The organism is Pseudomonas sp. FEMGT703P (genome assembly GCF_002786345.1).
GTDB classification, from domain to species: domain Bacteria; phylum Pseudomonadota; class Gammaproteobacteria; order Pseudomonadales; family Pseudomonadaceae; genus Aquipseudomonas; species Aquipseudomonas peli.
Window position 1 is genome coordinate 339,880 of record NZ_PGCM01000003.1, and the last position, 24,433, is coordinate 364,312.

Here is a 24,433-nt window from a genome sequence, read left to right on the forward strand (position 1 = left end):
AATAAGCAAAAGTGTAGACCTGCCTGGCAAGCCTTGGTAGTTGCCCAGAATGCAAAACCCCCAGCATGGCTGGGGGTTTTGGTGTTACTCGTCGAGGAAGGAGCGCAGATGCTCGCTTCTCGTCGGGTGGCGCAGCTTGCGTAGCGCCTTGGCTTCGATCTGACGAATCCGCTCACGGGTTACATCAAACTGCTTACCGACTTCCTCAAGGGTGTGATCGGTATTCATGTCGATGCCGAAGCGCATACGCAGTACTTTGGCTTCACGCGCGGTGAGGCCGGAGAGTACTTCGCGGGTCGCTTCTTTAAGGCTCTCAACGGTGGCGACATCGATTGGCGACTGCATGGTCGAGTCTTCGATGAAATCACCCAGATGAGAGTCTTCGTCATCACCGATTGGGGTTTCCATGGAGATCGGCTCTTTAGCGATCTTCAGTACCTTGCGGATCTTGTCCTCAGGCATTTCCATGCGCTCACCCAGCTCTTCCGGGGTCGGTTCACGACCCATTTCCTGCAACATCTGCCGGGAAATACGGTTGAGCTTGTTGATCGTCTCGATCATGTGCACCGGGATGCGGATGGTCCGCGCCTGGTCAGCAATCGAGCGGGTGATCGCCTGGCGAATCCACCAGGTGGCGTAAGTCGAGAACTTGTAACCGCGACGGTATTCGAACTTGTCCACCGCTTTCATCAGGCCGATGTTGCCTTCCTGAATCAGGTCGAGGAACTGCAGGCCGCGGTTGGTGTACTTCTTGGCAATCGAGATCACCAGGCGCAAGTTCGCTTCAACCATCTCTTTCTTCGCGCGACGGGCCTTGGCCTCGCCGATCGACATGCGACGGTTGATGTCCTTGATTTCAGCCAGGGTCAGTTCGCACTCGGCTTCCAGTGCAGTCAGCTTCTGCTGGCAGCGCTGGATGTCAGCTTGCACATTGCCAATGGCTTCGGCGTATTTAGCCTTGCCTTTGGCCAGGCCAACGGACCACTCGGCATCGATTTCATTGCCAGGGAACAGCTTGAGGAAATCGGCGCGCGGCATACGTGCATCACGCACGCAGAGTTGCATGATGGCGCGTTCCTGAGCGCGCAGGCGCTCAAGGGAGCTGCGTACGCGGACAACCAGCGCGTCGTACTGCTTAGGTACCAGCTTGATCGGCATGAACAGCTCGGCCATTTCTTTCAGCGCGGCAGTGCCTTGCTTGCTGTTACGGCCATGCTTTTTCAGGGCTTTCTTGGCGAGTTCGAGGGCGTCACCGATCGCGGTGAAACGGCGCAGAGCCTCTTCAGGGTCCGGGCCGCCATCGCCTTCTTCTTCCTCGTCATCGCTGGCTTCGGCGTCGTCGTCGTCAGTCTCTTCGGCGGCATCGCCGTCTTTAACTGGAACAGGCGCAGCCGCTTCAGCGGGCACAATGCCGTCATCCGGATCGATATAGCCGCTGAGGACTTCAACCAGGCGACCACCATCGGTGGTGACACGGGTGTACTCGGCCAGAATGCTGTCGACAGTGCCGGGGAAATGGGCGATAGCGCCCATGACTTCACGGATGCCTTCCTCTATGCGTTTGGCGATTTCGATCTCGCCTTCGCGGGTCAGCAGTTCCACGGTGCCCATTTCACGCATGTACATGCGCACTGGGTCCGTCGTGCGGCCGATATCGGTCTCCACCGCTGCCAGCGCTGCAGCTGCTTCTTCAGCGGCTGCCTCGTCGGTATCGGCGTCGGCCAACATAAGGGCGTCCGCATCCGGAGCACTCTCGTGTACGGGGATCCCCATGTCGTTAATCATGCGGATGATGTCTTCCACCTGCTCCGGATCAGAAATATCTTCCGGTAGGTGGTCGTTGACCTCTGCGTAAGTCAGATACTTCTGCTCACGACCCAGGGTGATCAACTCTTTGATACGAGACTGCTGTTGCGCTTTTCCGGACATAACACCCTATCCACTGAAGGTCTTGGCGGGCAAAAAACAAGCCGCGGATTATACCCGAGTAACACCCCTAAGCGCCAGTTGAGCTCGGGATTACCGGTGATGCATTACGGCTCAGCAAGCTGCGCAGCTGGTCTTTCTCTTCTGCGCTCAACTCACTTTGACGGGCTTTGCGCAGCAAATGTTCCAGGCTGCGCTCGCGTTGGCGGGCTACTAGACTAGTTATAGTGTCGAAAAACTGTTGTTCAAGGTTGTCGGCTGAAATCAGCCATTCCTTTTCTGCCAAGGCGCGCAATAGGCGGCCCTGTTCGGTGCCGTGCCAGCGTGCGATCAGTTGCAGTGAGCGCAAGTTGGGGCTCTTTTGCAGGGCGCCTAGCAAGGCGACCAGCAGTTGGGCGTAAGTGTCGTCTTCGGCGGCGAAGTGGCTGACATCTTCGACCTTCTGCGCCAGTTGCGGGTGATGCAGCAGGGTGCGCAGGGCGCTCAGGTGCGGCGATTCGACGCTGACGGCAGTGCGTGGTGCGCGTGGTGCGAACTCACCCTGGCCCTTCTTGCTCCACTTGCCGCCGTCTTTCTTCCAGTTGCCCTTGCCTTTATTGCGTTCAAATTCCGGTGCAGGGCTGGGGTTTTCGTATTCGTTGCGGCTTGGCTCGACATCGTAATAGGCGCTGTCGGGAATTTCGGGGTAATCCGGGTAGTCACTGGATGGGGCGCTGCTCTGGCTCGACTGGCTGCTGCGGGCGGTTGGCGCCATCTGCTGCAGGGCTTCGCCGGACAAGCCGGTAATTTCGCTCAGGCGCTGGCGCATCAAGGCGCGCAGGTTGTTGCCGGGGATCTTGTCGATCAGTGGCGCGGCCAGGGTCATCAGGTGCGCCTTGCCTTCCAGTGAGCGCGGATCGGCCTCTTCGCTCAGCTGTTGGAAGAAGTAGTCGGCCAGCGGTTGGGCGTGTTGGTTGATCCGTGCGCGGAAGGCGTCAGTGCCTTCGCTGCGTACCAGAGTGTCCGGGTCTTCGCCGTCGGGCAGAAACAGAAAGCGCGCGCGGCGGCCGTCCTGCAGGCTCGACAAGGTCGCCTCCAGGGCGCGCCAGGCGGCGTTGCGGCCGGCTGCGTCGCCGTCGAAGCAGAACAATACGCTCGGCACGACGCGAAACAGGCGTTTGAGGTGTTCTTCGCTGGTGGCGGTACCGAGCGTGGCGACGGCGTTGCGCAGGCCTTGCTGGGCCAGGGCGATCACGTCCATATACCCCTCGACTACCATAATCTCGTCGAGGTCGCGATTGTGCTTACGTGCCTCGAACAGGCCGTAAAGCTCTTGGCCTTTGTGGAATACCGGGGTTTCCGGGGAGTTCAGGTATTTCGGTTTTTCGTCACCCAGCACCCGGCCGCCGAAGGCAATCACTCGGCCGCGGCTGTCGCGGATCGGGAACATGATGCGGTCGCGGAAGCGGTCATAACGTTTGCCGCTTTCGGCATTCTCCACCAGCAGGCCGGCGTCAATCATCGCCTTCTGTTGCAGGCTGTCGCTGGCCAGGTGTTTGAGCAGGTTGTCCCAACCAGGCGGGGCGAAGCCCATGCCGAAGTCGCGGGCGATCTCGCCGGACAGGCCGCGGCCTTTGAGGTACTCAATCGCGGCTTTGCGCTGCGGATGACTTTTCAGTGCCTGTTTGTAGAACTCGGCGGCAGCAGTCAGCAGCGGGTAAAGCGGTGAGTCGGTGGGTTGGCGCGGTTTGTTGTTGCGTCCGCCTTCCTCGCGAGGCACTTCCATGCCGGCGCGCTTGGCCAGGTCCTCGATTGCCTGGGGGAAGTCCAGTTGGTCGTGGTCCATGATAAAACCCAGTGCGTTGCCGCCGGCGCCGCAGCCAAAGCAGTAATAGAACTGTTTGTCCGGGCTGACGCTGAACGAGGGGGTTTTTTCTTTATGGAAGGGGCAGCAGGCGGTGTAGTTTTTGCCGGCTTTTTTCAGCTGGATGCGCGAGGCGACCACGTCGACGATGTCGGTGCGGTTGAGCAGATCATCGATAAAAGACTGTGGGATCAGGCCGGCCATAGGCGCTCAGAATACTGTCATGCGCTGGGGCAGAACAGGGTGGGGCAAAAACTAAAAGACTCCGATCGTCACCCGAGGGTGGCGCGGAGTCTAAAAGCGAAACCCGGCCAGGCCGGGTGTCAGGCGTTGCTTGTACTGATTAGTACAGGCGAACGCTGCGGCGCTGCTCGCGCTGCACTTTCTTGGCGTGACGCTTAACAGCGGCTGCTGCTTTACGCTTACGCTCGGAAGTTGGCTTTTCGTAGAATTCACGGCTGCGAACTTCAGCCAGAACACCGGCTTTTTCGCAGGAGCGCTTGAAACGACGCAGAGCTACGTCGAAGGGTTCGTTCTCTTTAACTTTGACGGCTGGCATCCAGGGCTTACCTTCTTTATTACCGGGGGTAACGTTACTCCTGGCAGATGGCGCTGGAGAACGTAGGTTTTTAAGGGTTGCGGATGTTACCGCCTCATCGCGAGGAATGCAAAGCCTCTGATCGAAAAGCGCTGGCCGGCTCGCGCCAGCGGCCATTATCATGCGCGCCTTCGAAGTTGCACACACTACTACAAGGCACTGCCCATGCTGGTTCTGGGATTGGAAACCTCCTGCGACGAAACCGGTGTCGCGCTCTACGACAGCGAACGTGGCCTGCTGGCCGATGCGCTCTTCAGCCAGATTGATCTGCACCGTGTATATGGCGGCGTAGTGCCGGAGCTGGCTTCGCGCGATCACGTCAAGCGAATGCTGCCGTTGATCCGTCAGGTGTTGAGCGAAGCCGGTTGCGTTGCGACAGACATCGACGCCATCGCCTACACCGCCGGCCCCGGCCTGGTCGGTGCGCTCCTCGTGGGAGCGTCCTGTGCCCAGGCACTGGCGTTCGCCTGGGATATTCCTGCGCTCGGTGTGCACCATATGGAAGGCCATTTGCTGGCGCCGATGCTGGAAGAACAGCCGCCGGCTTTTCCGTTCGTCGCTTTGTTGGTGTCGGGCGGGCATACCCAGTTGGTTCGGGTCGATGGTATCGGTCAGTACCAGCTGCTCGGCGAGTCTCTGGATGATGCGGCGGGCGAGGCATTCGACAAGACCGCCAAGTTGATGGGGCTGCAGTATCCCGGTGGTCCGGAGATTGCCCGTCTGGCGCTGAGCGGTACGCCTGGGCGCTTCAAATTTCCTCGGCCAATGACTGACCGCCCGGGGCTGGAATTCAGCTTCAGCGGCCTGAAGACCTTTACCCTGAATACCTGGCAGCAGTGTCAGGCGGCGGGCGACAACTCCGAGCAGACTCGCTGCGACATAGCCCTGGCGTTCCAGCAGGCAGTGGTCGACACCCTCACCATCAAATGCAAGCGGGCCCTCAAGCAAACCGGGTTGAACAACCTGGTGATCGCCGGCGGCGTGAGTGCCAACCAGGCGCTGCGGCAGTCGCTGGAGAAGATGCTCGCTGAGCTGAAGGGCGGCGTGTTCTACGCTCGTCCAGCGTTCTGCACCGATAACGGCGCGATGATCGCTTATGCCGGCTGCCAGCGTTTACTGGCGGGGCAGCATGAGGATTTGAGCATCAAGGTGCAGGCACGCTGGCCGATGGAGCAACTGCCGGCGCTGTAAGCCGGCTGGGTTCGTTCATTCGATTTAGAAATGCCGCTCACGGCCGGCGAACAGATCGCGTAAATTGCTGCGGTGGCGCCAGACGATCAGTCCGGTCAGCGCGCAGACCGGCAATAGGGCGTCGGGTTGTTGCCACGCCAGCAGCGGCAGGGTCAGCGGTGTGGCGATCAGTGCAGCCAGCGAGCTGGTACGAGTCAGAACAAAGGTCAGTAACCAGGCGCCAACGGCCAGTAAAGCGGCTGGCGGGTAAAGCCCCAAGAGCATGCCAGCGGCCGTGGCGACACCTTTGCCGCCACGGAAGTTGAAGTACAGCGGGTACAGGTGGCCGACAACGGCGGCCATGCCAACCCAAGCTTGTTGTTGCAGATTGAAGTTGAGCAGGCTGGCGATCAGCACCGGCAGCAAGCCCTTGAGCAGGTCGCCGATCAGCGTGAGGACAGCCAGGCGTTTCCCGGCGACCCGAAGCATGTTGGTGGCGCCGGGGTTGCCCGAGCCGCTGGCGCGCGGGTCCGGCCCGCCGCTTAGGCGGCTGAGCAGGATGGCGAAGGACAACGAGCCGAGCAGGTAGGCGAAGGACGCCAACAGCCAAAACATGGTATCCATTCCGGGGCAAGGGAGCCCTGATTCTAACTAGGTGCGACAGCCTTGTCGTGCCGCGGAGAGCGTGCTTGGACACAGTTTTTATCGAGGGCCTGGAAGTCGATACGGTGATTGGTGCCTACGACTGGGAACGCACCATTCGCCAGTGTTTGCGCCTGGACCTGTACCTGGGCTGGGATAATCGTCCCGCTGCTGCCGGTGACGAGCTGGACAAGGCGTTGGATTACGCCAAGGTTTCGCAGCGGATTCAGGCATTTGCCAGCGAGTCGCAGTTTATCCTGGTGGAAACCTTTGCCGAGCGGTTGGTCGAGTTGCTGATGGCTGAGTTCCAGATTCCCTGGGTACGGCTCAAGCTGACCAAGCCCGGCGCTGTACCGGCGGCCAGTGGTGGGGTGGGCGTGGAGATCGAGCGCGGATGTCGCTAACTCCCGTACTACTCGGTCTGGGCAGCAATATCGGCCGCGAAGCACACCTGTGTGCAGGCCTCGATGCGCTTGATGGTCTGCTCAGTGAGATGCGCTGCTCGCCGGTATTCGAAAGCCAGGCGGTGGGCATCAAGAGCGGGCCGTTTTTCAATCTGGTGGTGGCCGGCTATAGCGACCTGCCGTTAGGTGAGCTGGACCGTCGGCTGAAGTTTATCGAAGCCGACAATGGTCGCTATGCGCCTGAGCGCAAGGGACTGCCGCTGGATATCGATGTTCTGCTGTATGGCGACCGGGTCGGCAACTTCGACGGTTTGATCCTTCCGCGTGCAGAAATCCTCAAGAACGCTTTCGTCCTTTGGCCCCTGGCCCTGTTGGTGCCGGATGTTCTGCATCCGGCGCAGCAGCGCAGCTTTGCCGAACTCTGGCATGCGGCGCAGATTGACCAGCAGCTGTGGCCGGTGGCATTCAGCTGGCGTGAGCAAGCGCTCACCCCGACTGAACTGATAGCCGCTTACCCGGCTTCTTAGTCCGGAGTGGGGCTGGCGGAAGCGGCAGCTTTGAATGTTGTCAGTGCCTTCAGGCGCTCTTTGTTGAGCGCTTCACCTAACTCGGCGCCTTTCAAACCTTGCGCCAGTAGGGGTTGCACGGCCACTGCACGGGCGGCGTGCATGGCGGCCCGCAGGTAGTCAGCCTGCGGGTAGGCGCGTTGTTCAAGGCCGAGGCGGCCGCGGGCGTCCATTTCACAGGCCGCGATAAATTCTTCGAAGCGTTGAGGGCGGCGGAATACGTCGAAGCCTTGCAGCAGTTTGAGCAGGGTCGAAGCCTTCAGCTCCAGAGCGCGGTGGCCGTGGGTGTGGAATTCGCCGACCTGCAAAGCCAGTTCCTGGCAATCCTTGGGCGCCTTGCAGCGCTGGTTGATCGCGCGGATCAGCTTCAGTCCGGTGTGTTCATGGGCTATATGTCGGGGCCATTCGGCCTCCGGCGTCAGACCTTTGCCGACATCGTGCAGCAGGCAGGCCCAGCGTACGGTCAGCGGCTGCTGGTGCTCGGCGCACTGGCGCAGCACACTGAGTACATGCTCGCCGGTGTCGATCTCCGGATGATGGGCGGCGGGTTGTGGCACACCGAACAGCGCGTCGACCTCGGGCAGCAGTTCTCGCAGAGCGCCGCAGTCGCGCAGCACCTGGATAAATACATCCGGGCGCGGCTCCATCAGGGCGCGGGAGATTTCTTTCCAGCTGCGCTCCGGTGTCAGCGCGTTGAGTTCGCCGGACTCGCTCAGTTCGCGCATTAGCACCAGGGTTTCAGGCGCTACGCTGAAACCCAGTGGTGCGTAACGGGCGGCAAAGCGGGCGACGCGCAGCACGCGCAGCGGATCTTCGGCGAAGGCCGGGGATACATGGCGCAGCAGTCGGGCGTCGAGATCGCGCTGACCGCCGTAGGGGTCGATCAGCGTGCCGTGATCGTCCTCGGCCATGGCGTTGACGGTCAGGTCGCGGCGGATCAGATCTTCCTCCAGGGTCACTTCCGGGCTGGCGAAGAAGGTGAAACCGCCGTAGCCGCGCCCACTTTTGCGCTCGGTGCGGGCCAGGGCGTATTCCTCGCTGGTCTGCGGGTGCAGAAATACCGGAAAGTCCGCGCCCACTGGGCGATAGCCCAACTCAAGCATCTGTTCGGCGTTGGCGCCGACGACGACCCAGTCGATCTCGCTGACTTCACGACCCAACAGGCGATCACGTACTGCGCCGCCGACTTTGTAAATCTGCATCATGGTTCCTCCGCTAAGTGCGGAGGATAGCGGCTGGCCACTGACGAGGGGTAGCCTGGATGCAGTTCTGAGTGGTTCAGCGTATTCCCGGATTGCATCCGGACTACGGGCTGGCTAGGGGGATTTGCTGCAAGAGTGCTTGGGTGGCGCGTTCGAGCAGTTCAGCGCTGTCTTTGGCGGGGCTCAGGCCGGTATTGACCAAGCCTTCCCAGAGGATGTGCTGCGCCGGAGTGGTCAGGCGGACGCGCAAGGTGCCGGTTTCATCGCGCAGGCGGTGGATCGCCTGGTAGGGGCCAAGCGGGGTAGGTGGGGCGGCCTCGACCTTGAAGTCCAGTGGGCTGTCCTGCACTGCCAGCCAGTAATACACCTGAATCTCTGCCTGCGGGTTAGCCCGGTAACCACGGGCGCTCAAGCCCTCGCGCAATAACTGTTCAAGCTGTGTATAGCGCTCGGAAAAGGGCACATCGCCGTCTACGGCCTGTTCGGCGGCGATCAGGCTGAAGCTGTGTCTGCCGGTCAGTTCGGCGCTGGCGGGTGACAGTACCTGGGCGCGCGGCAGCTGGCTGCTGCAGGTGGCCAGTGCCAGGCACAGCAGTAATACGATAAACAGGCGCATCAGCAGATTCCCGGTTGGTCTGCTGCGCATGCTGGTGCTTGGCATCGTGGGCGCGCAACCGATCAAATGGGCGGGATCATCAGGTCGAGGCGCGGGTAGTCGCTGTCATGTTCGGTTTCATGCTTGGGCGGTACATGCTGGGTGCCGATCAGTTGTTCTCCTTGGTACATCTCCAGGTGGATATTGAAACCCCACAGGCGGTGCAGGTGTTTCAGCACTTCCTCGGTGGAGTTGCCCAGCGGTTTGCGATCATGTTGCTGGTGGCGCAGGGTCAGCGAGCGGTCGCCGCGGCGGTCGATACTCCAGATCTGTACATTGGGTTCGCGGTTGCCCAGGTTGTATTGCGCGGCCAAGGTTTCCCGAATCTGCTGGTAGCCGGGCTCGTCATGAATCGCGGGCACAACCAGCTCGTCTTTCTGGTCGTCATCAAGAATGCTAAACAGCTTGAGGTCACGGATCACTTTGGGTGACAGGTACTGCAGGATAAAGCTCTCGTCCTTGAAACTGTTCATGGCGAATTTTAGGGTCGTGAGCCAGTCGCTGCCGGCAATGTCGGGGAACCAGCGGCGATCTTCCTCGGTAGGCGCTTCGCAGATGCGGCGAATATCGCGGTACATGGCAAAGCCCAGCGCATAGGGGTTGATGCCGCTGTAATAGGGGCTGTCGAATGGCGGCTGATAGACCACGCTGGTGTGCGACTGCAGGAACTCCATCATAAAGCCTTCGGTGACCAGGCCCTCGTCGTACAGGTCGTTCATCAGGGTGTAGTGCCAGAAGGTGGCCCAGCCTTCGTTCATCACCTGCGTTTGGCGCTGTGGGTAGAAGTACTGGGCAATCTTGCGCACGATGCGAATAATCTCGCGCTGCCAGGGCTCGAGCAGCGGGGCGTGTTTTTCCAAGAAGTAGAGGATGTTTTCCTGTGGCTCGGCAGGGAAGCGTTTGTTGTCTTTGCCGTCGCCTTTGCTGGCGCTTTTCGGAATGGTCCGCCAGAGGTCGTTGATCTGCTTCTGCAGGTGTTCTTCACGGTCCTTCATGCGCCGCCGTTCTTCCTCGGCGGAAATCGGGTAGGGGCGTTTGTAGCGGTCGACGCCGTAGTTCATCAGCGCGTGGCAGGAGTCGAGCAGGTCTTCCACCGCGTCGATGCCGTGGCGCTCTTCGCACTGCATGATGTACTGCTTGGCGAACACCAGGTAGTCGATGATCGAGCTAGCATCGGTCCAGGTGCGGAACAGGTAGTTGCCCTTGAAGAAGCTGTTGTGGCCGTAGCAGGCATGGGCGATCACCAGGGCCTGCATGCAGATGGTGTTTTCTTCCATCAGGTAGGCGATGCACGGGTCGGAGTTGATCACGATCTCGTAGGCCAAACCCATCTGCCCGCGCTTGTAGCCCTTTTCGGTGCTGAGGAAGTGCTTGCCATAGGACCAGTGGTGGTAACCCAGCGGCATGCCGACCGAGGCGTAGGCGTCCATCATCTGCTCGGCGGTGATCACTTCGATTTGATTGGGGTAGGTGTCCAGCGCATAGCGTTCGGCGATGCGGCCGATTTCGCGGTCGTACTGGCGGATCAGCTCGAAGGTCCACTCCGAACCCGTGGAGATCGGCTGGCGGTGCTTGTCTTTGCTCGTGCTCATGTGGCTAGCCTCCGCTGGAACAGGTCGCGGAATACCGGGTAAATGTCACCGGCCGCCACCAGCTGCTGCTGGGCAAAGGTGTCGGCGAATGCCTCACTCACGTGCTCATACTCAAACCACAGCGCCTGATGCTCGCGCGGGGTGATCTCTACGTAAGTGAAGTACTGCACGAACGGCATAATCTGGTTGATCAATATGTCCCTGCAGATCGGCGAGTCATCATTCCAGTTGTCACCATCCGACGCCTGGGCGGCGTAGATATTCCATTCGTTGATCGGGTAGCGCTCGACCATGATCTCCTGCATCAGTTTCAGCGCGCTGGAAACGATGGTGCCGCCGGTTTCCCGTGAATAGAAAAACTCTTCCTCGTCGACCTCTTTGGCACTGGTGTGGTGGCGGATAAACACCACCTCGATCTTGTCGTAGTTCCGCTTGAGGAACAGGTACAGCAGGATAAAGAAGCGCTTGGCGATGTCCTTGGTCGACTGGGTCATGGAGCCGGAGACGTCCATCAGGCAGAACATCACCGCCTTGGAACTGGGGTTGGGCTGTTTGACCAGCAGGTTGTACTTGAGGTCGAAGGTATCGAGGAAAGGAATTCGCTTGATCCGCGCGCGCAGTTTGCTGACTTCTTCTTCAAGTGCGTGGATATCGCCGAGGTTATCCGGCTGCTCCAGCTTCAGGCGTTCCAGTTCGGCCTGAGCACTCTTGAGTTTGTTGCGGCTGCTGCCGGACAGGGCAATGCGCCGCGCGTGGGCCGAGCGCAGGGTGCGCACGATATTGATGCGTGAGGGGTTGCCTTCATTGCTGATGCCGGCGCGTACGCTCTTGAAGGTGTCGGTGCCGGTCAGATGACGCTTGATCAGATTGGGCAGTTCCAGGTCCTCGAACATGAAATCGAGGAATTCTTCCTGGGTGATCTGGAAGACGAACTCATCCATGCCTTCGCCCGAGTTGCTTGCTTTGCCGGCGCCCTGACCGCTGCCTCCACCTTGCGGGCGGGCAATCTTCTCGCCGGTGGTGAATTCACGGTTGCCCGGGTGCACGGTGGTCTGGCGGCCGCCGCGACCATGGTGCAGCACCGGCTCGTCGATATCGCGGCCGGGAATGCTGATCTGCTCACCGTGCTCCATATCAGTGATGGAGCGGCGGCTGACCGCCTCTTCCACGGCCTTCTTGATGTGGTCACGGTAACGCCGCAGGAAGCGCTGGCGGTTCACCGTGCTCTTGTTCTTACCGTTCAGGCGTCGGTCGATCACATGGCTCATAACTGCCCTCCGTGCACTGCAGGCATCAGGCGCAAACGCGGGCAGGGCACTGTGCCGCGCGCTGCGCTGCTGCGTGGTCTGTTGCGTCAGGCCGCTCTATTGCGATTTACGAACCCGCAGATACCACTCGGAGAGCAGGCGTACCTGCTTGTCGGTGTAACCGCGCTCGACCATGCGGGTGACGAAGTCGTTGTGCTTCTGTTGATCCTCCTTGCTTGCTTTGGCGTTGAAGCTGATGACCGGCAGCAGGTCCTCGGTGTTGGAAAACATCTTTTTCTCGATCACCACGCGCAGTTTTTCGTAGCTCAGCCAAGTCGGGTTCTTGCCATTGTTGTTGGCACGGGCGCGCAGCACGAAGTTGACGATCTCGTTGCGGAAATCCTTCGGGTTGCTGATACCGGCCGGTTTTTCGATCTTTTCCAGCTCTTCATTGAGGGCTACACGGTTGAGAATCTCGCCGGTTTCCGGATCGCGGTATTCCTGATCCTGAATCCAGAAATCGGCGTACAGCACGTAGCGGTCGAAGATGTTTTGCCCGTACTCGCTGTAGGACTCCAGGTAGGCCGTTTGGATTTCCTTGCCGATAAACTCGATGTAGCGCGGCGCCAGGTACTCCTTGATAAAGCGCAGGTAGCGCTCACGCGTTTCTGCCGGAAACTGTTCCTGCTCGATCTGCTGCTCCAGCACATAGAGCAGATGCACCGGGTTGGCGGCCACTTCATGGGGGTCGAAGTTGAACACCTTGGACAGGATCTTGAAGGCGAAGCGGGTGGACAGACCGTTCATCCCCTCATCCACGCCCGCCGTATCGCGGTACTCCTGAATCGACTTGGCCTTGGGGTCGGTGTCCTTGAGGTTTTCGCCGTCGTAGACGCGCATCTTCGAATAGACGTTGGAGTTTTCCGGCTCCTTCAAGCGGCTGAGGGTGGAGAACTGCGCGAGCATCTTCAGCGTGTCCGGTGCGCAGTGAGCTTTGGCCAGGGAGCTGTTGAACAGCAGCTTGTCGTAGATTTTGATCTCGTCACTTACGCGCAGGCAGTACGGCACCTTGACGATGTAAATGCGGTCAATAAACGCCTCGTTGTTCTTGTTGTTGCGGAAACTGTGCCATTCCGATTCGTTGGAGTGCGCCAGCAGGATGCCGCTGTAGGGAATCGCGCCGAGGCCTTCGGTGCTGTTGTAGTTGCCTTCCTGAGTGGCGGTGAGCAGTGGGTGCAGCACCTTGATCGGTGCCTTGAACATCTCGACGAATTCCATCAGGCCCTGGTTGGCCCGGCACAGTGCGCCTGAATAGCTGTAGGCGTCGGCGTCGTTCTGTGGGTATTCCTCAAGTTTGCGGATGTCCACCTTGCCGACCAGGGCGGAGATGTCCTGGTTGTTCTCATCGCCTGGTTCGGTCTTGGCGACGGCGATCTGGTTAAGGATCGAGGGGTAGAGTTTGACCACGCGGAACTGGCTGATATCGCCACCAAACTCCTGCAGGCGCTTGGTAGCCCAGGGCGACATGATGCTATTCAGGTAGCGCCGGGGAATGCCGTAGTCCTCTTCGAGGATGGCGCCGTCTTCGGCGTCGCTGAACAGGCCGAGCGGTGACTCGAACACCGGGGAGCCCTTGATCGCATAGAACGGCACTTTCTCGATGAGGTGCTTGAGCTTCTCCGCCAGCGAGGATTTACCGCCGCCCACTGGGCCAAGTAAGTAGAGGATCTGTTTCTTCTCTTCGAGGCCTTGGGCTGCGTGACGGAAGTAGGACACGATCTGGTCGATGCACTCTTCCATGCCGTGGAAGTCAGCAAAAGCCGGGTAACGGCGGATCACCTTGTTGGAGAAGATGCGCGACAGCCGGGGGTCGGTCGAGGTGTCGAGCAGTTCAGGCTCGCCAATGGCCAGCAGCAGGCGTTCTGCTGCCGAGGCGTAGGCGCTGCGATCCTGTTTGCACAGTTCGAGGTACTCCTGGAGGGTGAACTCCTCCTGGCGAGTCGCTTCGAAACGTTGTTGGAAGTGGCTGAAAATGCTCATGACTTCACCTCGCTCGATGCGCAGAGCCGGTGCGGGGTCGGTCAGGTGCTTGGCAGCTCCGGTGCGGATGCAGCCGGGTAAAACCCCCAGAACACCAAATAGTCATACCGATGGTCCGATGCCGTTTGGCCGGCTCTACCTTGTTTTGGATGGCCTGGGCTAAAGGATAGTTCGGAATCGGCGGGGTCAAGTGGCGGGGAACGATAACAGGATATTACCGTTGGTCAGTGGAGGCCGGCAGGCCGCTGCTGGTGCGGCCTGTGCGGTGAAAAAAATTATTCTTCGGCGGCTTGTGCGGTGTCGCTTGGGAAGGTCGCACGCCACAGCTCGAAACCACCATCGAGGCTGTAGACATCACTGAAGCCTTGGCCGACCAGATAGGCCGCGGCGCTTTGGCTGGAGTTGCCGTGGTAGCAGGTGACGATCAGCGGCGCATCGAGATCAGCCTGAGTGATAAAGGCATGCAGCGAGTGGTTGTCGAGGTGTTGCGAGCCGCTGATGTGGCCGGCGGCGAAGCTCTGCGGGTCACGGATGTCGACCACTACGGCGCCTTGCTGGCGCAGGGCCTGAGCCTGCTCTGGGGGGATGCGTTTGAATTCGCTCATGCTTGCTCCTTACAGTCGCAGCTGTATTTTTCGCCGCTATCGATATTCATCAGGGTCATGCTCGCGCCCCATACGCAGCCGGTATCCAGCGCGATCACGTCGGGTTCGGTGGATTGCCCTTCGAGCGCTGCCCAGTGGCCGAAGATGATCCGTTGGCCACGGGTCTTGCGCTGTTTGTAGCTGAACCAGGGGGCGTAGCCCGGTGGTGCTGAGCCGACGCCTTCCTTGCTTTTCAGGTCGAGGGTGCCGTCGGCTTTACAGAAGCGCATGCGGGTGAAGTAGTTGGTGATGACCCGCAGGCGCGTAACGCCATGCAGGTCGCCGTCCCACTTGGCCGGTTCGTTGCCGTACATGCCGTCGAGAAACAGCGGCAGGCGCGCGTCATCACGCAGGGCTTCTTCCACTTCGGCCGCGCGGCGGAGGGCTTTGTCCATGTTCCACTGCGGCGGGATACCCGCGTGCACCAGGGCGGTATCGCGGGCTTCATCGTAATGCAGGATTTTCTGCCGGCGCAGCCAGTCGAGCAGGTCAGCCGCATCCGGCGCGTCGATGATTTCGCGCAGGGTATCGCCTCTCTTCAGTCGCTCGATATTGTGCGCTACGGCCAGCAAGTGCAGGTCGTGGTTACCCAATACGCAGGTCAATGCATCGCGGATGCTGTAGAGGAAACGCAGCGTTGCCAGGGATTCAGGGCCGCGGTTAACCAGATCACCGACCAGCCATAGCTTGTCCTTCGCTGGATCAAAGGCCACGCGTTCAAGCAGGCATTGCAACGGTTTCAGGCAGCCTTGCAGGTCGCCGACAGCGTAGGTGGCCATCAGTGCAGCGAGCCCGGCACCGCAAGACGGAAGGGCGCGATCAGTGCGTCAAAGCGTTTACCGTCTTCGGCGAGCATCTGATAACTGCCCTGCATGATTCCGACGCGGGTGGCCATCACCGTGCCGCTGCTGTAGGTGTGGCTGGCGCCTGCCTCGATCAGCGGCTGTTGGCCGATGACGCCGGCGCCACGCACTTCCTGCACACGGCCGTCACCGTCGGTGATCACCCAGTGGCGCGAGAGCAGTTTGGCCGGCAGTTCACCCTTGTTGCTCACCGTGACGGTGTAGGCGAACGCAAAACGGTTCTGCTCCGGCTGGGATTGCTCCGGCAGGTAGCGCGTGACGACGCTGACGTCGATGTTGTAACGCGAATCGCTCATGCGTAATTAACTCGGTAGGCAGAAGCAGTCTAGCCGCTGTCAGTCGGCGTTGGGGTGTTCGGCCAGTTTGTCCGCCAGGCGTACAAACGCAGCCAGATCCAGTTGCTCAGGGCGCAGGCTGCCATCGACGCCCGCCGCTTCGATGGCATCGGCCGGCAGTAAGTTCTTCAAGGTGTTACGCAGTGTCTTACGCCGTTGGTTAAAGGCTTCGCGAACCACACGCTCAAGCAGGTGGTGGTCCTTGGCCGGGTGCGGCAGCACCTCGTGTGGCACCAGGCGGACGATCGCCGAATCAACTTTTGGCGGCGGATTGAACGCGCCAGGACCGACATTGAACAGGTGCTCCACACGGCAGTGGTACTGCACCATGATCGACAACCGGCCCCAGTCGCCGCCGCCGGGCACTGCGGCCATGCGCTCAACCACTTCCTTCTGCAGCATAAAGTGCATGTCGCGAATCAATGCGGCATTGCTCAGCAGGTGGAAGATCAGTGGCGTGGAGATGTTGTAGGGCAGGTTGCCGACCACACGCAGGCTGCGTGGTGCAGCCTGTAGCTGGTTGAAATCGAATTTGAGGGCGTCGCCCTGGTTCAGGCGAAAGCGCGGGTTGCTGCCGAACTGGTGTTGCAGGATCGGCACCAAGTCGCGGTCGAGTTCAATCACGTCGAGCTGCGCGCCGCTGCTCAGCAACCCTTCGGTCAATGCGCCCTGGCCTGGGCCGATTTCCAGCATGTGTTCACCTTCGCGGGCGAAGATGGCGCGCAGAATGCGGTGAATCACCCCTGCGTCATGCAGGAAGTTCTGGCCGAAACGCTTGCGCGCGCGGTGTTGGTATTCGGACATGCAGCAGCTCCAGGCTTCAAAGCATCGGCTTGAAGCGAATTTAACGCGGGTAGAAAGCCCGTCAGTTTAACAGCATTGGCGGCGTACGCCCCGTGCCGGGCGTTGCAGTCAGGCGCTTTTCACCTGGCTGGAGGCCATTTCATAGGCCGTTTGCAAGGCGACCTGCAGGCTGCCGCTGTCGATTTTACCGCTACCCGCCAAGTCCAGCGCAGTGCCGTGATCGACCGAGGTGCGGATGATCGGCAGCCCCAAGGTGATGTTCACCGCAGCGCCAAAGCCTTTGTATTTGAGCACCGGCAAGCCCTGGTCGTGGTACATCGCCAGCACCGCATCGCAGTGCTCTAGGTGTTTGGGAGTGAACAGCGTGTCGGCGGGTAGTGGGCCGATCAGGTTGATACCTTCGCTTCGTAACTGCTGCAGGGTGGGCTCTATCACCTCGATTTCTTCCATGCCCAAATGGCCGCCTTCACCGGCGTGCGGGTTGAGACCGCAAACCAGAATACGCGGGGCAGTGATGCCGAATTTCGTGCGCAGGTCATGGTCGAGAATACGTGTGACGCGACTTAGACGCTCTGGGGTGATGGCTGCGGCTACATCCTTGAGTGGCAAGTGTGTGGTCACCAACGCCACACGCAGGCCGTGGGTAGCGAGCATCATCACAACCTGCTCGGTGTGGGTCAGTTCGGCGAGAAACTCGGTGTGCCCGGAGAAGGCAATCCCGCCTTCGTTGATCACGCCCTTGTGCACGGGGGCGGTAATCATGCCCGCGAAGTGGCCGTCGAGGCAGCCCTGGCCGGCGCGGGTCAGTGTTTCCAGTACGTAGGGCGCGTTACGTGCGTTCAGCTGGCCAGCAACCACGGCCGCGGCGAGTGGTGTATCCCAGACGTACAGACTACCTGCCGCCGCAGCCTGGCCTGGCCAGGCACCGGGGCTGACGTTGATCAGGTCAATGCTTAACCCAAGCAGCTGGGCGCGCTCAGCTAACAAGTCGCGACTGGCGATGGCAATCAGCGCATGCGGCTGTGCGTGACGCGCCAGCAGCAGGCAGAGGTCGGGGCCTATGCCGGCTGGTTCGCCAGGTGTTAGCGCAAAAAGGCGGGCGGTGTTCATGGAGGGGCTCTCACGTCTGTGCCATAAGGGTTAGCCCATCAGGTGACGAGGGCGATGAGGCATTATGCGTCGCCCTGGCGAGTAGCCGCCAGGTTTGAGCGGCCACAAAAAAGCCCGGCTCTGCATGTGCATGAGCCAGGCTTTTCGGTTGTCTGCGCGAGCGCGATGTGCCTGTCAGAGTTTGGTTTCGACGTAGGCTTCGTCGCGGATCTGGCGCAGCCACGCTTGCAGCTCTTCATCGTACTTGCGGTTACGCAGTACGGTCATTGCCTGCTGCTCGCGGTACTGTGCGCTGCTGTCCGTGGCGCGGCGGCCCATGACTTCGAGAACATGCCAGCCGTAAGGGCTCTTGAAAGGTTTGGACAGCTCGCCAGCTGCCGTGTTGTTCATCACTGCGCGGAATTCAGGTACCAGTACATTCGGGTCGATCCAGCTCAGGGTGCCGCCGTTCAGCGCCGAGCCTGGGTCTTCGGAGAAGTTCTTCGCCAGTTCGGCGAAATCTTCCCCGGCCAGGATCCGCTGGTACAAGCGTTCAACCAGGCGTTTGGTTTCAGCTTCGCTACGGATTTCGCTGGGTTTGATCAGGATATGGCGAACGTTCACTTCGTCGCGTACCTGGCTGTCACCGCCACGCTTTTCCAGCAGCTTGATCATGATAAAGCCGCCGGGAGTCCGCATCGGCTCCGTCACCTGGCCCACCGACAGTGCGCTAAGCATGCTGTCGAAAGGCGGTGGCAACTGCCCAGCTTTACGCCAGCCCATTTCGCCACCTTCCAGCGCGGTTTCGCTGGCCGAGCGGGCAATGGCCAGCTGGGCGAAGTCGGCACCCTGTTGCAGTTGCTGGTACAGCTCACGAGCTTGACGCTCGGCCGCCTGAATATCTTCCGGAGATGCAGCTTCGGTGACCGGGATCAGGATGTTAGCCAGGCGGAATTCTTCCGACAGCTGCATCTTGCCCATGTCTGAGGCGAGGAAGTTTTGCACTTCCTGATCGGTGACCTGGATGCGCTCAGCCACGCGGCGTTGGCGCACACGGCTGATGATCATCTCGCGGCGAACTTGGTCACGGGCATCGGTGTACGAGAGGCCATCTGCCGCCAAGGCGGCGCGGAACTGCTCGATGCTCATGCCGTTACGCTGGGCGATGGTGCCAATGGCCTGGTTCAGCTCTTCATCCGTGATGCGAATGCCAGAGCGTTCGCCAATCTGTAGCTGGATGTTCTCGATGATCAGGCGCTCAAGCACTTGCTGGCTGAGCACGTGCTCCGGCGGCAGGGCTGCACCGCGTTGGGTGATGGTTTGCTGCACTTCACGCAAGCGTGAGTCGAGCTGGCTTTGCATCACTACATCATTGTCGACAATCGCTACAACGCGGTTGAGTGGTTGAACCGCAGCATTTGCTGCGGTACCCAGAAACAGCGCGCCCAACAGCAGGGGGCGCACGCAATCAGAAAGCTTGATCTTCACGTTCACGATAACCTTGAATGCCTTGGTCGAGGAAAGTCTCAACTTTATTGCCGACTACGCCACCCAGACCTTTGAGTACGATCTGCAAGAAGATGCCGCGATCAGCCTGGTCGTTCAGTGACGGGTTCAAGCTGACTTCGTCGTAGTCAATCCAGTAGCGGTTGATCAGACGCAGTTTCCAGCAGCAGCTGTCGTACTCGAAGCCTGCGAAGGCCTCCAGCGTACGGTCGCGGCCGTAGTCATACTGCCAGCGAGAGATCACGCTCCACTGCGGCACGATAGGCCAGATGACCGAGAAATCGTGCTGGCTGATCTTGTAGTAGTCCTTGATGTAGTTCGGGCTGCCTGGGGTACCGTAGTCACCACCGCCAACTACCCAGTTACCACTGGCTTCGTCATAGCGCACAGTATCATTGCGGTAACGGTACCCGGCGTTGACCACCTTGTTCGGATTGTCTTCTGGCTGGTAGTGGAACATGGCGCTACCCGAGCGGGTGCTGCCACTGTCTGGATCCCAGTTGAAGTCCGACGAGAAGCGCCAGTCGCGGTTAAAGCGATACAGGTACTCAAGCGCGTAAGGCGATACCGATGCTGTTGCATCACCGCGAGTGCGGTAATCAATGCCTGGCAATTGGACCTGGCGATCTTCAAAATAGAACGCTTGGCCAATGCTGAAGCGCTGACGCTCAAAACCATTTGGCTCAATCCAGCGATTAGTCACACCCAGAGAGAGTTTGTTCTCGTCGCCGATACGATCCTTGCCGGAGAAGCGGTTTTCACGCCACAGCGAGGAGTAGCTGAAGTTGCTTTCGCTGGTGTCAAAGACCGGAATATCTGTCTGGTCTTCCTCGGGAACATAGAGGTAGAACAGGCGAGGCTCAAGAGTCTGACGGTAGGACTTGCCGAACCATTGAGTGTTGCGGTCAAAGTATAGGCCGCTGTCCAGGCTGAACATGCCGACACCACGGCTTTGGCTGCTCTTGTATTCCTGCTCTGCCAGCAGCGTATTCTTGCCTTGCTGATCAAGTGTCAGGTCGTAGTTGGTCTGCAGATACTTGACCTGCGGCTTGAAATAGCCCCAGCTCCAGTTCAATGGCAGGCTAACTGCCGGCTCGACATGCAGGCGATCACCGTTGGCGCGAGCCAGGCCTTTGACGACGGTGTCGTACCACGGCTGCTCAACTACGCCATCTTCATTGACGAAGTTGCCTTTGCGCAGGCTGCGGTCGAAGCGCACATATTCCGTGCCATAACTGAAGTTAACGCCTGCGGGTTTAAATGGCAGTACGCCATCCAGCGTGAGCTGCGGCAGGCGGTTATACGGGGTGATGTCAGTAATGTTGGCCAGCTCATAAGCATGAGCATTCAGGCGCGCGGTGTAACTGTCGCCACGATAAGTCAATGTGCCGCGCTGATTGACATAACCCGTTGCGCTTACACCCAGGTCAGTATCCAGGTCCTGGAAGTAGTAAGGGTCGCTGATGTCGGTGTAATCAACTTCCGCCAGCAGGCGCGAAGTCATGCCTGTCTTATGTTGCCAGCTGTACATCCAGCGCTGATCTTCGTAATCCGACTGCAGCTTACGATCATCGTTACTGTCGTCGAGATACGCGCCGCCAACCTGACCTTCGCTGTTCTTGGTGAGGTAGCGGAATTCGCCTTCCATCATCAAGCCGCGATCGCTCATATAGGTCGGGTACAGCGTGGCGTCATAGTTCGGCGCCAGGTTGAAGTAGTACGGTGTTTGCAGAGTCAGGCCATTATCGCTTGAGCTGCCGATGCTCGGCGGCAAGAAGCCGGACTGGCGACGGTCATCAATCGGGAAGTAGATATAAGGTGTGTAGAAAACCGGAATATTCTTCACCCGCAGAGTGACGTTGGTCGCCGTGCCGAAACCGGTGGCCGGGTTCAGGGTGATGTTGTTGCCCTTCAGGTGCCAGGCGTTACTGCCGGGCTCACAGCTGGTATAGGTGCCGTCTTTCAGGCGGATAATCGCGCTTTCTTCGCGCTTGGCGTAGAGCGCGTTGCCGCGGATATGGCTCTTGTGCAGGACGTATTCGGCGTTGTCGACTTTGGCTTCACCGTTGTCCAGCTGCAGCTCGGCGCGGTCACCCACTACCAGCATGCCCTGATCACGCAGGCGCACATTGCCGATCAGCTCGCCGCGGTTTTCCGCCTGGCGCAGGTTGGCTTCATCCGCTTCGACCTGCATGCCCGCTTGGCGCAGAACCACGTCACCGGCGAGGGTGGCGACTTGCTCTTCTTGCTCATAACGCGAGGCTTTGGCCGATACGAACATCGGTGCCTCGTCCATCGGCGTTTTGTCGTCCATGCCCGGGCGCGTCGGCTCTACATACGCGCCTGCGCAGTAAGGGCCGGCTTCAGCTAACTGAGCAGCGCTGAGGTTTTCGCGCGGCACCCAGTCCAGGTGGCTGTAGTCAGCGCTGCGCGAAGCAAGGCCTTTGCCACGGCTTTCAGTCACCAGGGTCGCTTGCGCGGCTTTCCCTTCAGGTGCTTCGGTGCTGCTTTCGCCGGCTTTGTTGCTGGCGACCGAATCACGTTGTACTGGCCGTGCAGGCAGTGCAGCATTGCTGGTCTTCGGGGCACATGCCCAGCCGCCGGTGGCGGAAACCTGGCAATCATACTGCTCGGCAGCGATAGCAAAAGGAACGGCTAAAGGTTGTAGCGCCAGAAGGCTGCCAGTGACCAGTAGAGGGAATTTTTTACGAAACGCGGGGTATTTTACTGCCATCTTATTTTTTCCGGGCTTCCTGCGCGCCATTGGCCCTGAGGCCGCACGCCTCTCGATGGGCTTGAAAAGATGCTGGATAATAAAGCATGACCCGCGCAACGGCTAGCGCCGTCGGAGACCTTGTAATGCCTGATGAAGATGTACGCTTAAAACTTCTCGAAAACTGGCTGGATCAGCAGCTGCCTGGGCTGTTTGCTAAACAGGGTTGGGGCGCTGTACCCGCCGCCACGCTTACCTCTGCTAGCAGTGACGCCAGTTTTCGCCGTTATTTCCGCTGGCAAGGCGCCGGGCGGACCCTGATCGTGATGGATGCGCCGCCGCCGCAGGAAGACTGCGCGCCGTTCGTAAAAGTGGCGCATATGCTCGCTGAGGCGCACCTAAATGTGCCGCAGATTCTTGCCGCTGACCTTGAGCGAGGTTTTTTATTGCTCAACGATCTTGGCCGGCAGACCTACCTGGATGTGATCAACGAAGACAATGCTGATGAGTTGTTTGCTGACGCGCTGCAAGCGCTCTTGGCGTTTCAGCGACTGCCGATGACCACGCCACTCCCCCACTATGATGATGCTTTGCTGCGTCGTGAACTGCAGCTCTTCCCCGAGTGGTATGTACAGCGCCACCTGGGTGTCGAGTTCAGCGAGCAGCAGCAGGCTCTCTGGCAACGTGCCAGTCAGTTGTTGATCGACAGCGCGCTAGCCCAGCCCAAGGTGCTGGTGCACCGTGACTACATGCCGCGCAACTTGATGCTCAGCGAGCCGAATCCGGGTGTGCTGGATTTTCAGGATGCCGTCTATGGCCCGGTGACGTATGACGTCACTTGTCTCTTCAAGGATGCCTTCCTCAGTTGGCCCGAGGCGCGCGTGCGCAGTTGGCTGGAACAGTATTGGCAGCAGGCACGTGAGGCGGGTGTGCCGGTTCAGCCGGTGCTGGATGATTTTCTGCGGGCCAGCGACTTGATGGGGGTGCAACGCCACCTCAAGGTAATAGGCATCTTCGCGCGTATTTGCCATCGTGATGGTAAACCCAAGTACTTGGGGGACGTGCCGCGTTTCTTCTCTTATATAGAGGCGGTATTGGCGCGTCGGCCGGAGCTGGCTGAATTGGCTGAGTTGCTCGGCAGCTTGCGACGGGAGCCCGTATGAAGGCGATGATTCTGGCAGCTGGCAAAGGTGAGCGGCTGCGCCCGCTTACCCTGCATACTCCAAAACCATTGGTGCGTGCGGCCGGCGTGCCCTTGATCGAATACCACGTGCGCGCGTTGGCGGCTGCCGGATTTACCGAACTGGTGATTAACCATGCCTGGCTGGGACAGCAGATCGAGGATTACCTGGGTGATGGATCGCGCTTCGGCGTCAGCATTGCCTATTCCGCTGAGGGTGAACCGTTGGAAACCGGCGGCGGGATCTTTCAGGCCTTGCCTTTGCTGGGCGATCAGCCGTTTGTGCTGATCAATGGCGATATCTTCACCGACTACCCCTTTGCCGAGTTGCGCCGTCCGTTATCTGGCCTGGCGCACCTGGTGCTGATCGAGAACCCTGGCCATCACGTCAAGGGCGACTTCTGTTTGCAGAAAGGGCAGGTTACGGATGCGCAAGCAGGCCAGGACAGCCTGACCTATAGCGGCATGGCGGTGTTATCCCCCGCGCTGTTCAGTGATTGTCAGCCGGGCGTCTTTTCGCTGGCACCGCTGTTGCGTGCCGCGATGGCAACCGGACAGGTAACCGGTGAGCGGTTTGATGGTTGCTGGGTGGATGTGGGAACCCATGAACGTTTGGCCCAGGTCGAGCAGTTGCTAGAGGCGCGGCGCTGAGATGCTTTGGCCTGCGACCCTGCTGGGGACGGTTGCGGGGCTGGCAGTGGCCAGTATTCCGGGCGCCATGCTCGGCGGTTTGCTCGGGCAGGTACTGGATCGGCGTCTGCGCCTAGAGTCGTGGGCAGCCTTGCGTGAACGCCTAGGTGGTCGCGCAGAGTCGCGTGATGAGTGGCTACTTTTCGTCTTGCTGGGGCGTTTGGCCAAGAGTGGCGGCCGTGTTCTGCCCGTGCATATCCAGCAAGCGCGGGCAGAAATGACACGTCTTGGGCTGGACACCGAGGGGCAGCGTCAGGCGATAGCGGCCTTCGCGCAGGGCAAGGTGGGCCGTGACAGCCTGCGAGCGCCACTGCGGCGCCAGCGTGCACGTCGTGAAGCATTACTGCGTGCCTGCTGGCGGATGGCCTGGGTGGATGGCCAGGTCAGCCAGGCCGAGCATGAGCTCATCATGCTCTGGGGCAAATGGTTGCAGGTTTCCTCGGCAACCCAAGCGCAGCTGAGTGACGCTTATGCGCCGCAACAAGGCCCTCTGGTGTCGACGGCCAGCAACGCCTATCAGCGTGCCCTCACGTTATTGAATGTAACTGCCGATGCCGAGCCTGCGCAGATCAAGCAGGCGTACCGGCGCTTATTGAGTCGCCACCACCCGGATAAGCTGGCGGGCAGCGGCGCCTCGGCTGAGCGTGTGCGTGAAGCCACTGAGCGCACCCGTGAATTGCACCAAGCCTATGATTTGATTCGCCAGCGCCACGGTTTTCGCTGA

22 protein-coding genes are annotated in these 24,433 nt (G+C 59.9%); 6 read left to right on the top strand and 16 right to left on the bottom strand.

The window, feature by feature from the left end; translation table 11 throughout:
* Positions 1-84 precede the first annotated feature (84 nt).
* From rpoD to rpsU, 3 genes are all read right to left on the bottom strand, one after another.
* Positions 85-1,929 carry an RNA polymerase sigma factor RpoD gene (rpoD, locus tag CUR33_RS02470; RefSeq protein WP_090256058.1) on the bottom strand — a complete coding sequence of 615 codons (1,845 nt, stop codon included), beginning with the start codon at positions 1,927-1,929 and terminating at the stop codon, positions 85-87.
* Positions 1,930-1,996: 67 nt separating this feature from the next.
* On the bottom strand, positions 1,997-3,973 hold the full coding sequence (gene dnaG / locus CUR33_RS02475) for a DNA primase (protein WP_090256059.1): 1,977 nt from the start codon (positions 3,971-3,973) through the stop codon (positions 1,997-1,999).
* 139 nt (positions 3,974-4,112) lie between these two features.
* Positions 4,113-4,328 carry a 30S ribosomal protein S21 gene (gene rpsU, locus CUR33_RS02480; RefSeq protein ID WP_003296736.1) on the bottom strand — a complete coding sequence of 72 codons (216 nt, stop codon included), beginning with the start codon at positions 4,326-4,328 and terminating at the stop codon, positions 4,113-4,115.
* Positions 4,329-4,532: 204 nt separating this feature from the next.
* Between rpsU and tsaD the strand changes: the two genes are divergently transcribed.
* Positions 4,533-5,558 (top strand): tRNA (adenosine(37)-N6)-threonylcarbamoyltransferase complex transferase subunit TsaD, encoded by a 1,026-nt coding sequence (gene tsaD / locus CUR33_RS02485; RefSeq protein WP_289238593.1) that lies wholly within the window; start codon positions 4,533-4,535, stop codon positions 5,556-5,558.
* A gap of 24 nt (positions 5,559-5,582) precedes the next feature.
* On the opposite strand, the gene plsY is transcribed toward tsaD, so the two are convergent.
* Positions 5,583-6,152 (bottom strand): glycerol-3-phosphate 1-O-acyltransferase PlsY, encoded by a 570-nt coding sequence (gene plsY, locus CUR33_RS02490; protein ID WP_170050348.1) that lies wholly within the window; start codon positions 6,150-6,152, stop codon positions 5,583-5,585.
* Positions 6,153-6,226: 74 nt separating this feature from the next.
* On the opposite strand from plsY, the gene folB reads away from it, so the two are divergent.
* A complete protein-coding gene (folB, locus tag CUR33_RS02495; protein WP_090256062.1) occupies positions 6,227-6,583 on the top strand; it encodes a dihydroneopterin aldolase in 357 nt (118 codons plus the stop codon).
* Positions 6,574-7,110: a 2-amino-4-hydroxy-6-hydroxymethyldihydropteridine diphosphokinase gene (gene folK, locus CUR33_RS02500; RefSeq protein ID WP_289238594.1), complete on the top strand. Its 537-nt coding sequence runs from the start codon at positions 6,574-6,576 to the stop codon at positions 7,108-7,110. The genes folB and folK overlap by 10 nt, the downstream gene beginning before the upstream one ends.
* Here folK and CUR33_RS02505 read toward each other — a convergent pair.
* The 12 genes from CUR33_RS02505 to CUR33_RS02560 form a co-directional block, all read right to left on the bottom strand.
* Positions 7,107-8,351, bottom strand: coding sequence for a multifunctional CCA addition/repair protein (locus CUR33_RS02505; protein WP_289238632.1), 1,245 nt, complete (start codon positions 8,349-8,351; stop codon positions 7,107-7,109). The genes folK and CUR33_RS02505 overlap by 4 nt on opposite strands.
* A 103-nt stretch (positions 8,352-8,454) precedes the next feature.
* A complete protein-coding gene (locus tag CUR33_RS02510; protein ID WP_289238595.1) occupies positions 8,455-8,967 on the bottom strand; it encodes a hypothetical protein in 513 nt (170 codons plus the stop codon).
* Positions 8,968-9,029: 62 nt separating this feature from the next.
* Positions 9,030-10,598 (bottom strand): SpoVR family protein, encoded by a 1,569-nt coding sequence (locus tag CUR33_RS02515; protein WP_289238596.1) that lies wholly within the window; start codon positions 10,596-10,598, stop codon positions 9,030-9,032.
* Positions 10,595-11,866: a YeaH/YhbH family protein gene (locus CUR33_RS02520; RefSeq protein WP_160089446.1), complete on the bottom strand. Its 1,272-nt coding sequence runs from the start codon at positions 11,864-11,866 to the stop codon at positions 10,595-10,597. The genes CUR33_RS02515 and CUR33_RS02520 overlap by 4 nt, the downstream gene beginning before the upstream one ends.
* Before the next feature lie 96 nt (positions 11,867-11,962).
* The gene (locus tag CUR33_RS02525) at positions 11,963-13,885 is read right to left on the bottom strand and encodes a PrkA family serine protein kinase (protein ID WP_160089444.1); all 1,923 of its coding nucleotides are present in this window, start codon (positions 13,883-13,885) and stop codon (positions 11,963-11,965) included.
* Between the two features lie 275 nt (positions 13,886-14,160).
* Positions 14,161-14,490 carry a thiosulfate sulfurtransferase GlpE gene (gene glpE, locus CUR33_RS02530; protein ID WP_090256069.1) on the bottom strand — a complete coding sequence of 110 codons (330 nt, stop codon included), beginning with the start codon at positions 14,488-14,490 and terminating at the stop codon, positions 14,161-14,163.
* A complete protein-coding gene (locus CUR33_RS02535) occupies positions 14,487-15,308 on the bottom strand; it encodes a symmetrical bis(5'-nucleosyl)-tetraphosphatase (protein ID WP_289238597.1) in 822 nt (273 codons plus the stop codon). Before CUR33_RS02535 ends, glpE begins: the two co-directional genes overlap by 4 nt.
* The gene (gene apaG / locus CUR33_RS02540) at positions 15,308-15,688 is read right to left on the bottom strand and encodes a Co2+/Mg2+ efflux protein ApaG (RefSeq protein ID WP_090256071.1); all 381 of its coding nucleotides are present in this window, start codon (positions 15,686-15,688) and stop codon (positions 15,308-15,310) included. The genes CUR33_RS02535 and apaG overlap by 1 nt, the downstream gene beginning before the upstream one ends.
* 39 nt (positions 15,689-15,727) lie before the next feature.
* Complete coding sequence (rsmA, locus tag CUR33_RS02545) at positions 15,728-16,531, bottom strand: 16S rRNA (adenine(1518)-N(6)/adenine(1519)-N(6))-dimethyltransferase RsmA (protein ID WP_090256072.1); 804 nt, start codon at positions 16,529-16,531, stop codon at positions 15,728-15,730.
* Between the two features lie 108 nt (positions 16,532-16,639).
* Positions 16,640-17,641 (bottom strand): 4-hydroxythreonine-4-phosphate dehydrogenase PdxA, encoded by a 1,002-nt coding sequence (gene pdxA, locus CUR33_RS02550; protein WP_289238598.1) that lies wholly within the window; start codon positions 17,639-17,641, stop codon positions 16,640-16,642.
* 174 nt (positions 17,642-17,815) lie between these two features.
* Complete coding sequence (locus CUR33_RS02555; RefSeq protein ID WP_289238599.1) at positions 17,816-19,108, bottom strand: peptidylprolyl isomerase; 1,293 nt, start codon at positions 19,106-19,108, stop codon at positions 17,816-17,818.
* Positions 19,089-21,860, bottom strand: a complete 2,772-nt coding sequence (locus CUR33_RS02560) for an LPS-assembly protein LptD (protein ID WP_289238600.1) — start codon at positions 21,858-21,860, stop codon at positions 19,089-19,091. Before CUR33_RS02560 ends, CUR33_RS02555 begins: the two co-directional genes overlap by 20 nt.
* Before the next feature lie 125 nt (positions 21,861-21,985).
* On the opposite strand from CUR33_RS02560, the gene CUR33_RS02565 reads away from it, so the two are divergent.
* Genes CUR33_RS02565 through CUR33_RS02575 form a run of 3 tightly spaced genes read left to right on the top strand, consistent with a single transcriptional unit; the run spans position 21,986 to position 24,433 of the window.
* The gene (locus CUR33_RS02565) at positions 21,986-23,002 is read left to right on the top strand and encodes an aminoglycoside phosphotransferase family protein (RefSeq protein WP_282874169.1); all 1,017 of its coding nucleotides are present in this window, start codon (positions 21,986-21,988) and stop codon (positions 23,000-23,002) included.
* The gene (murU, locus tag CUR33_RS02570) at positions 22,999-23,670 is read left to right on the top strand and encodes an N-acetylmuramate alpha-1-phosphate uridylyltransferase MurU (protein WP_289238601.1); all 672 of its coding nucleotides are present in this window, start codon (positions 22,999-23,001) and stop codon (positions 23,668-23,670) included. The genes CUR33_RS02565 and murU overlap by 4 nt, the downstream gene beginning before the upstream one ends.
* A gap of 1 nt (position 23,671) precedes the next feature.
* Entirely contained in the window at positions 23,672-24,433 is a 762-nt protein-coding gene (locus tag CUR33_RS02575) for a DnaJ domain-containing protein (RefSeq protein ID WP_289238602.1), read from the top strand.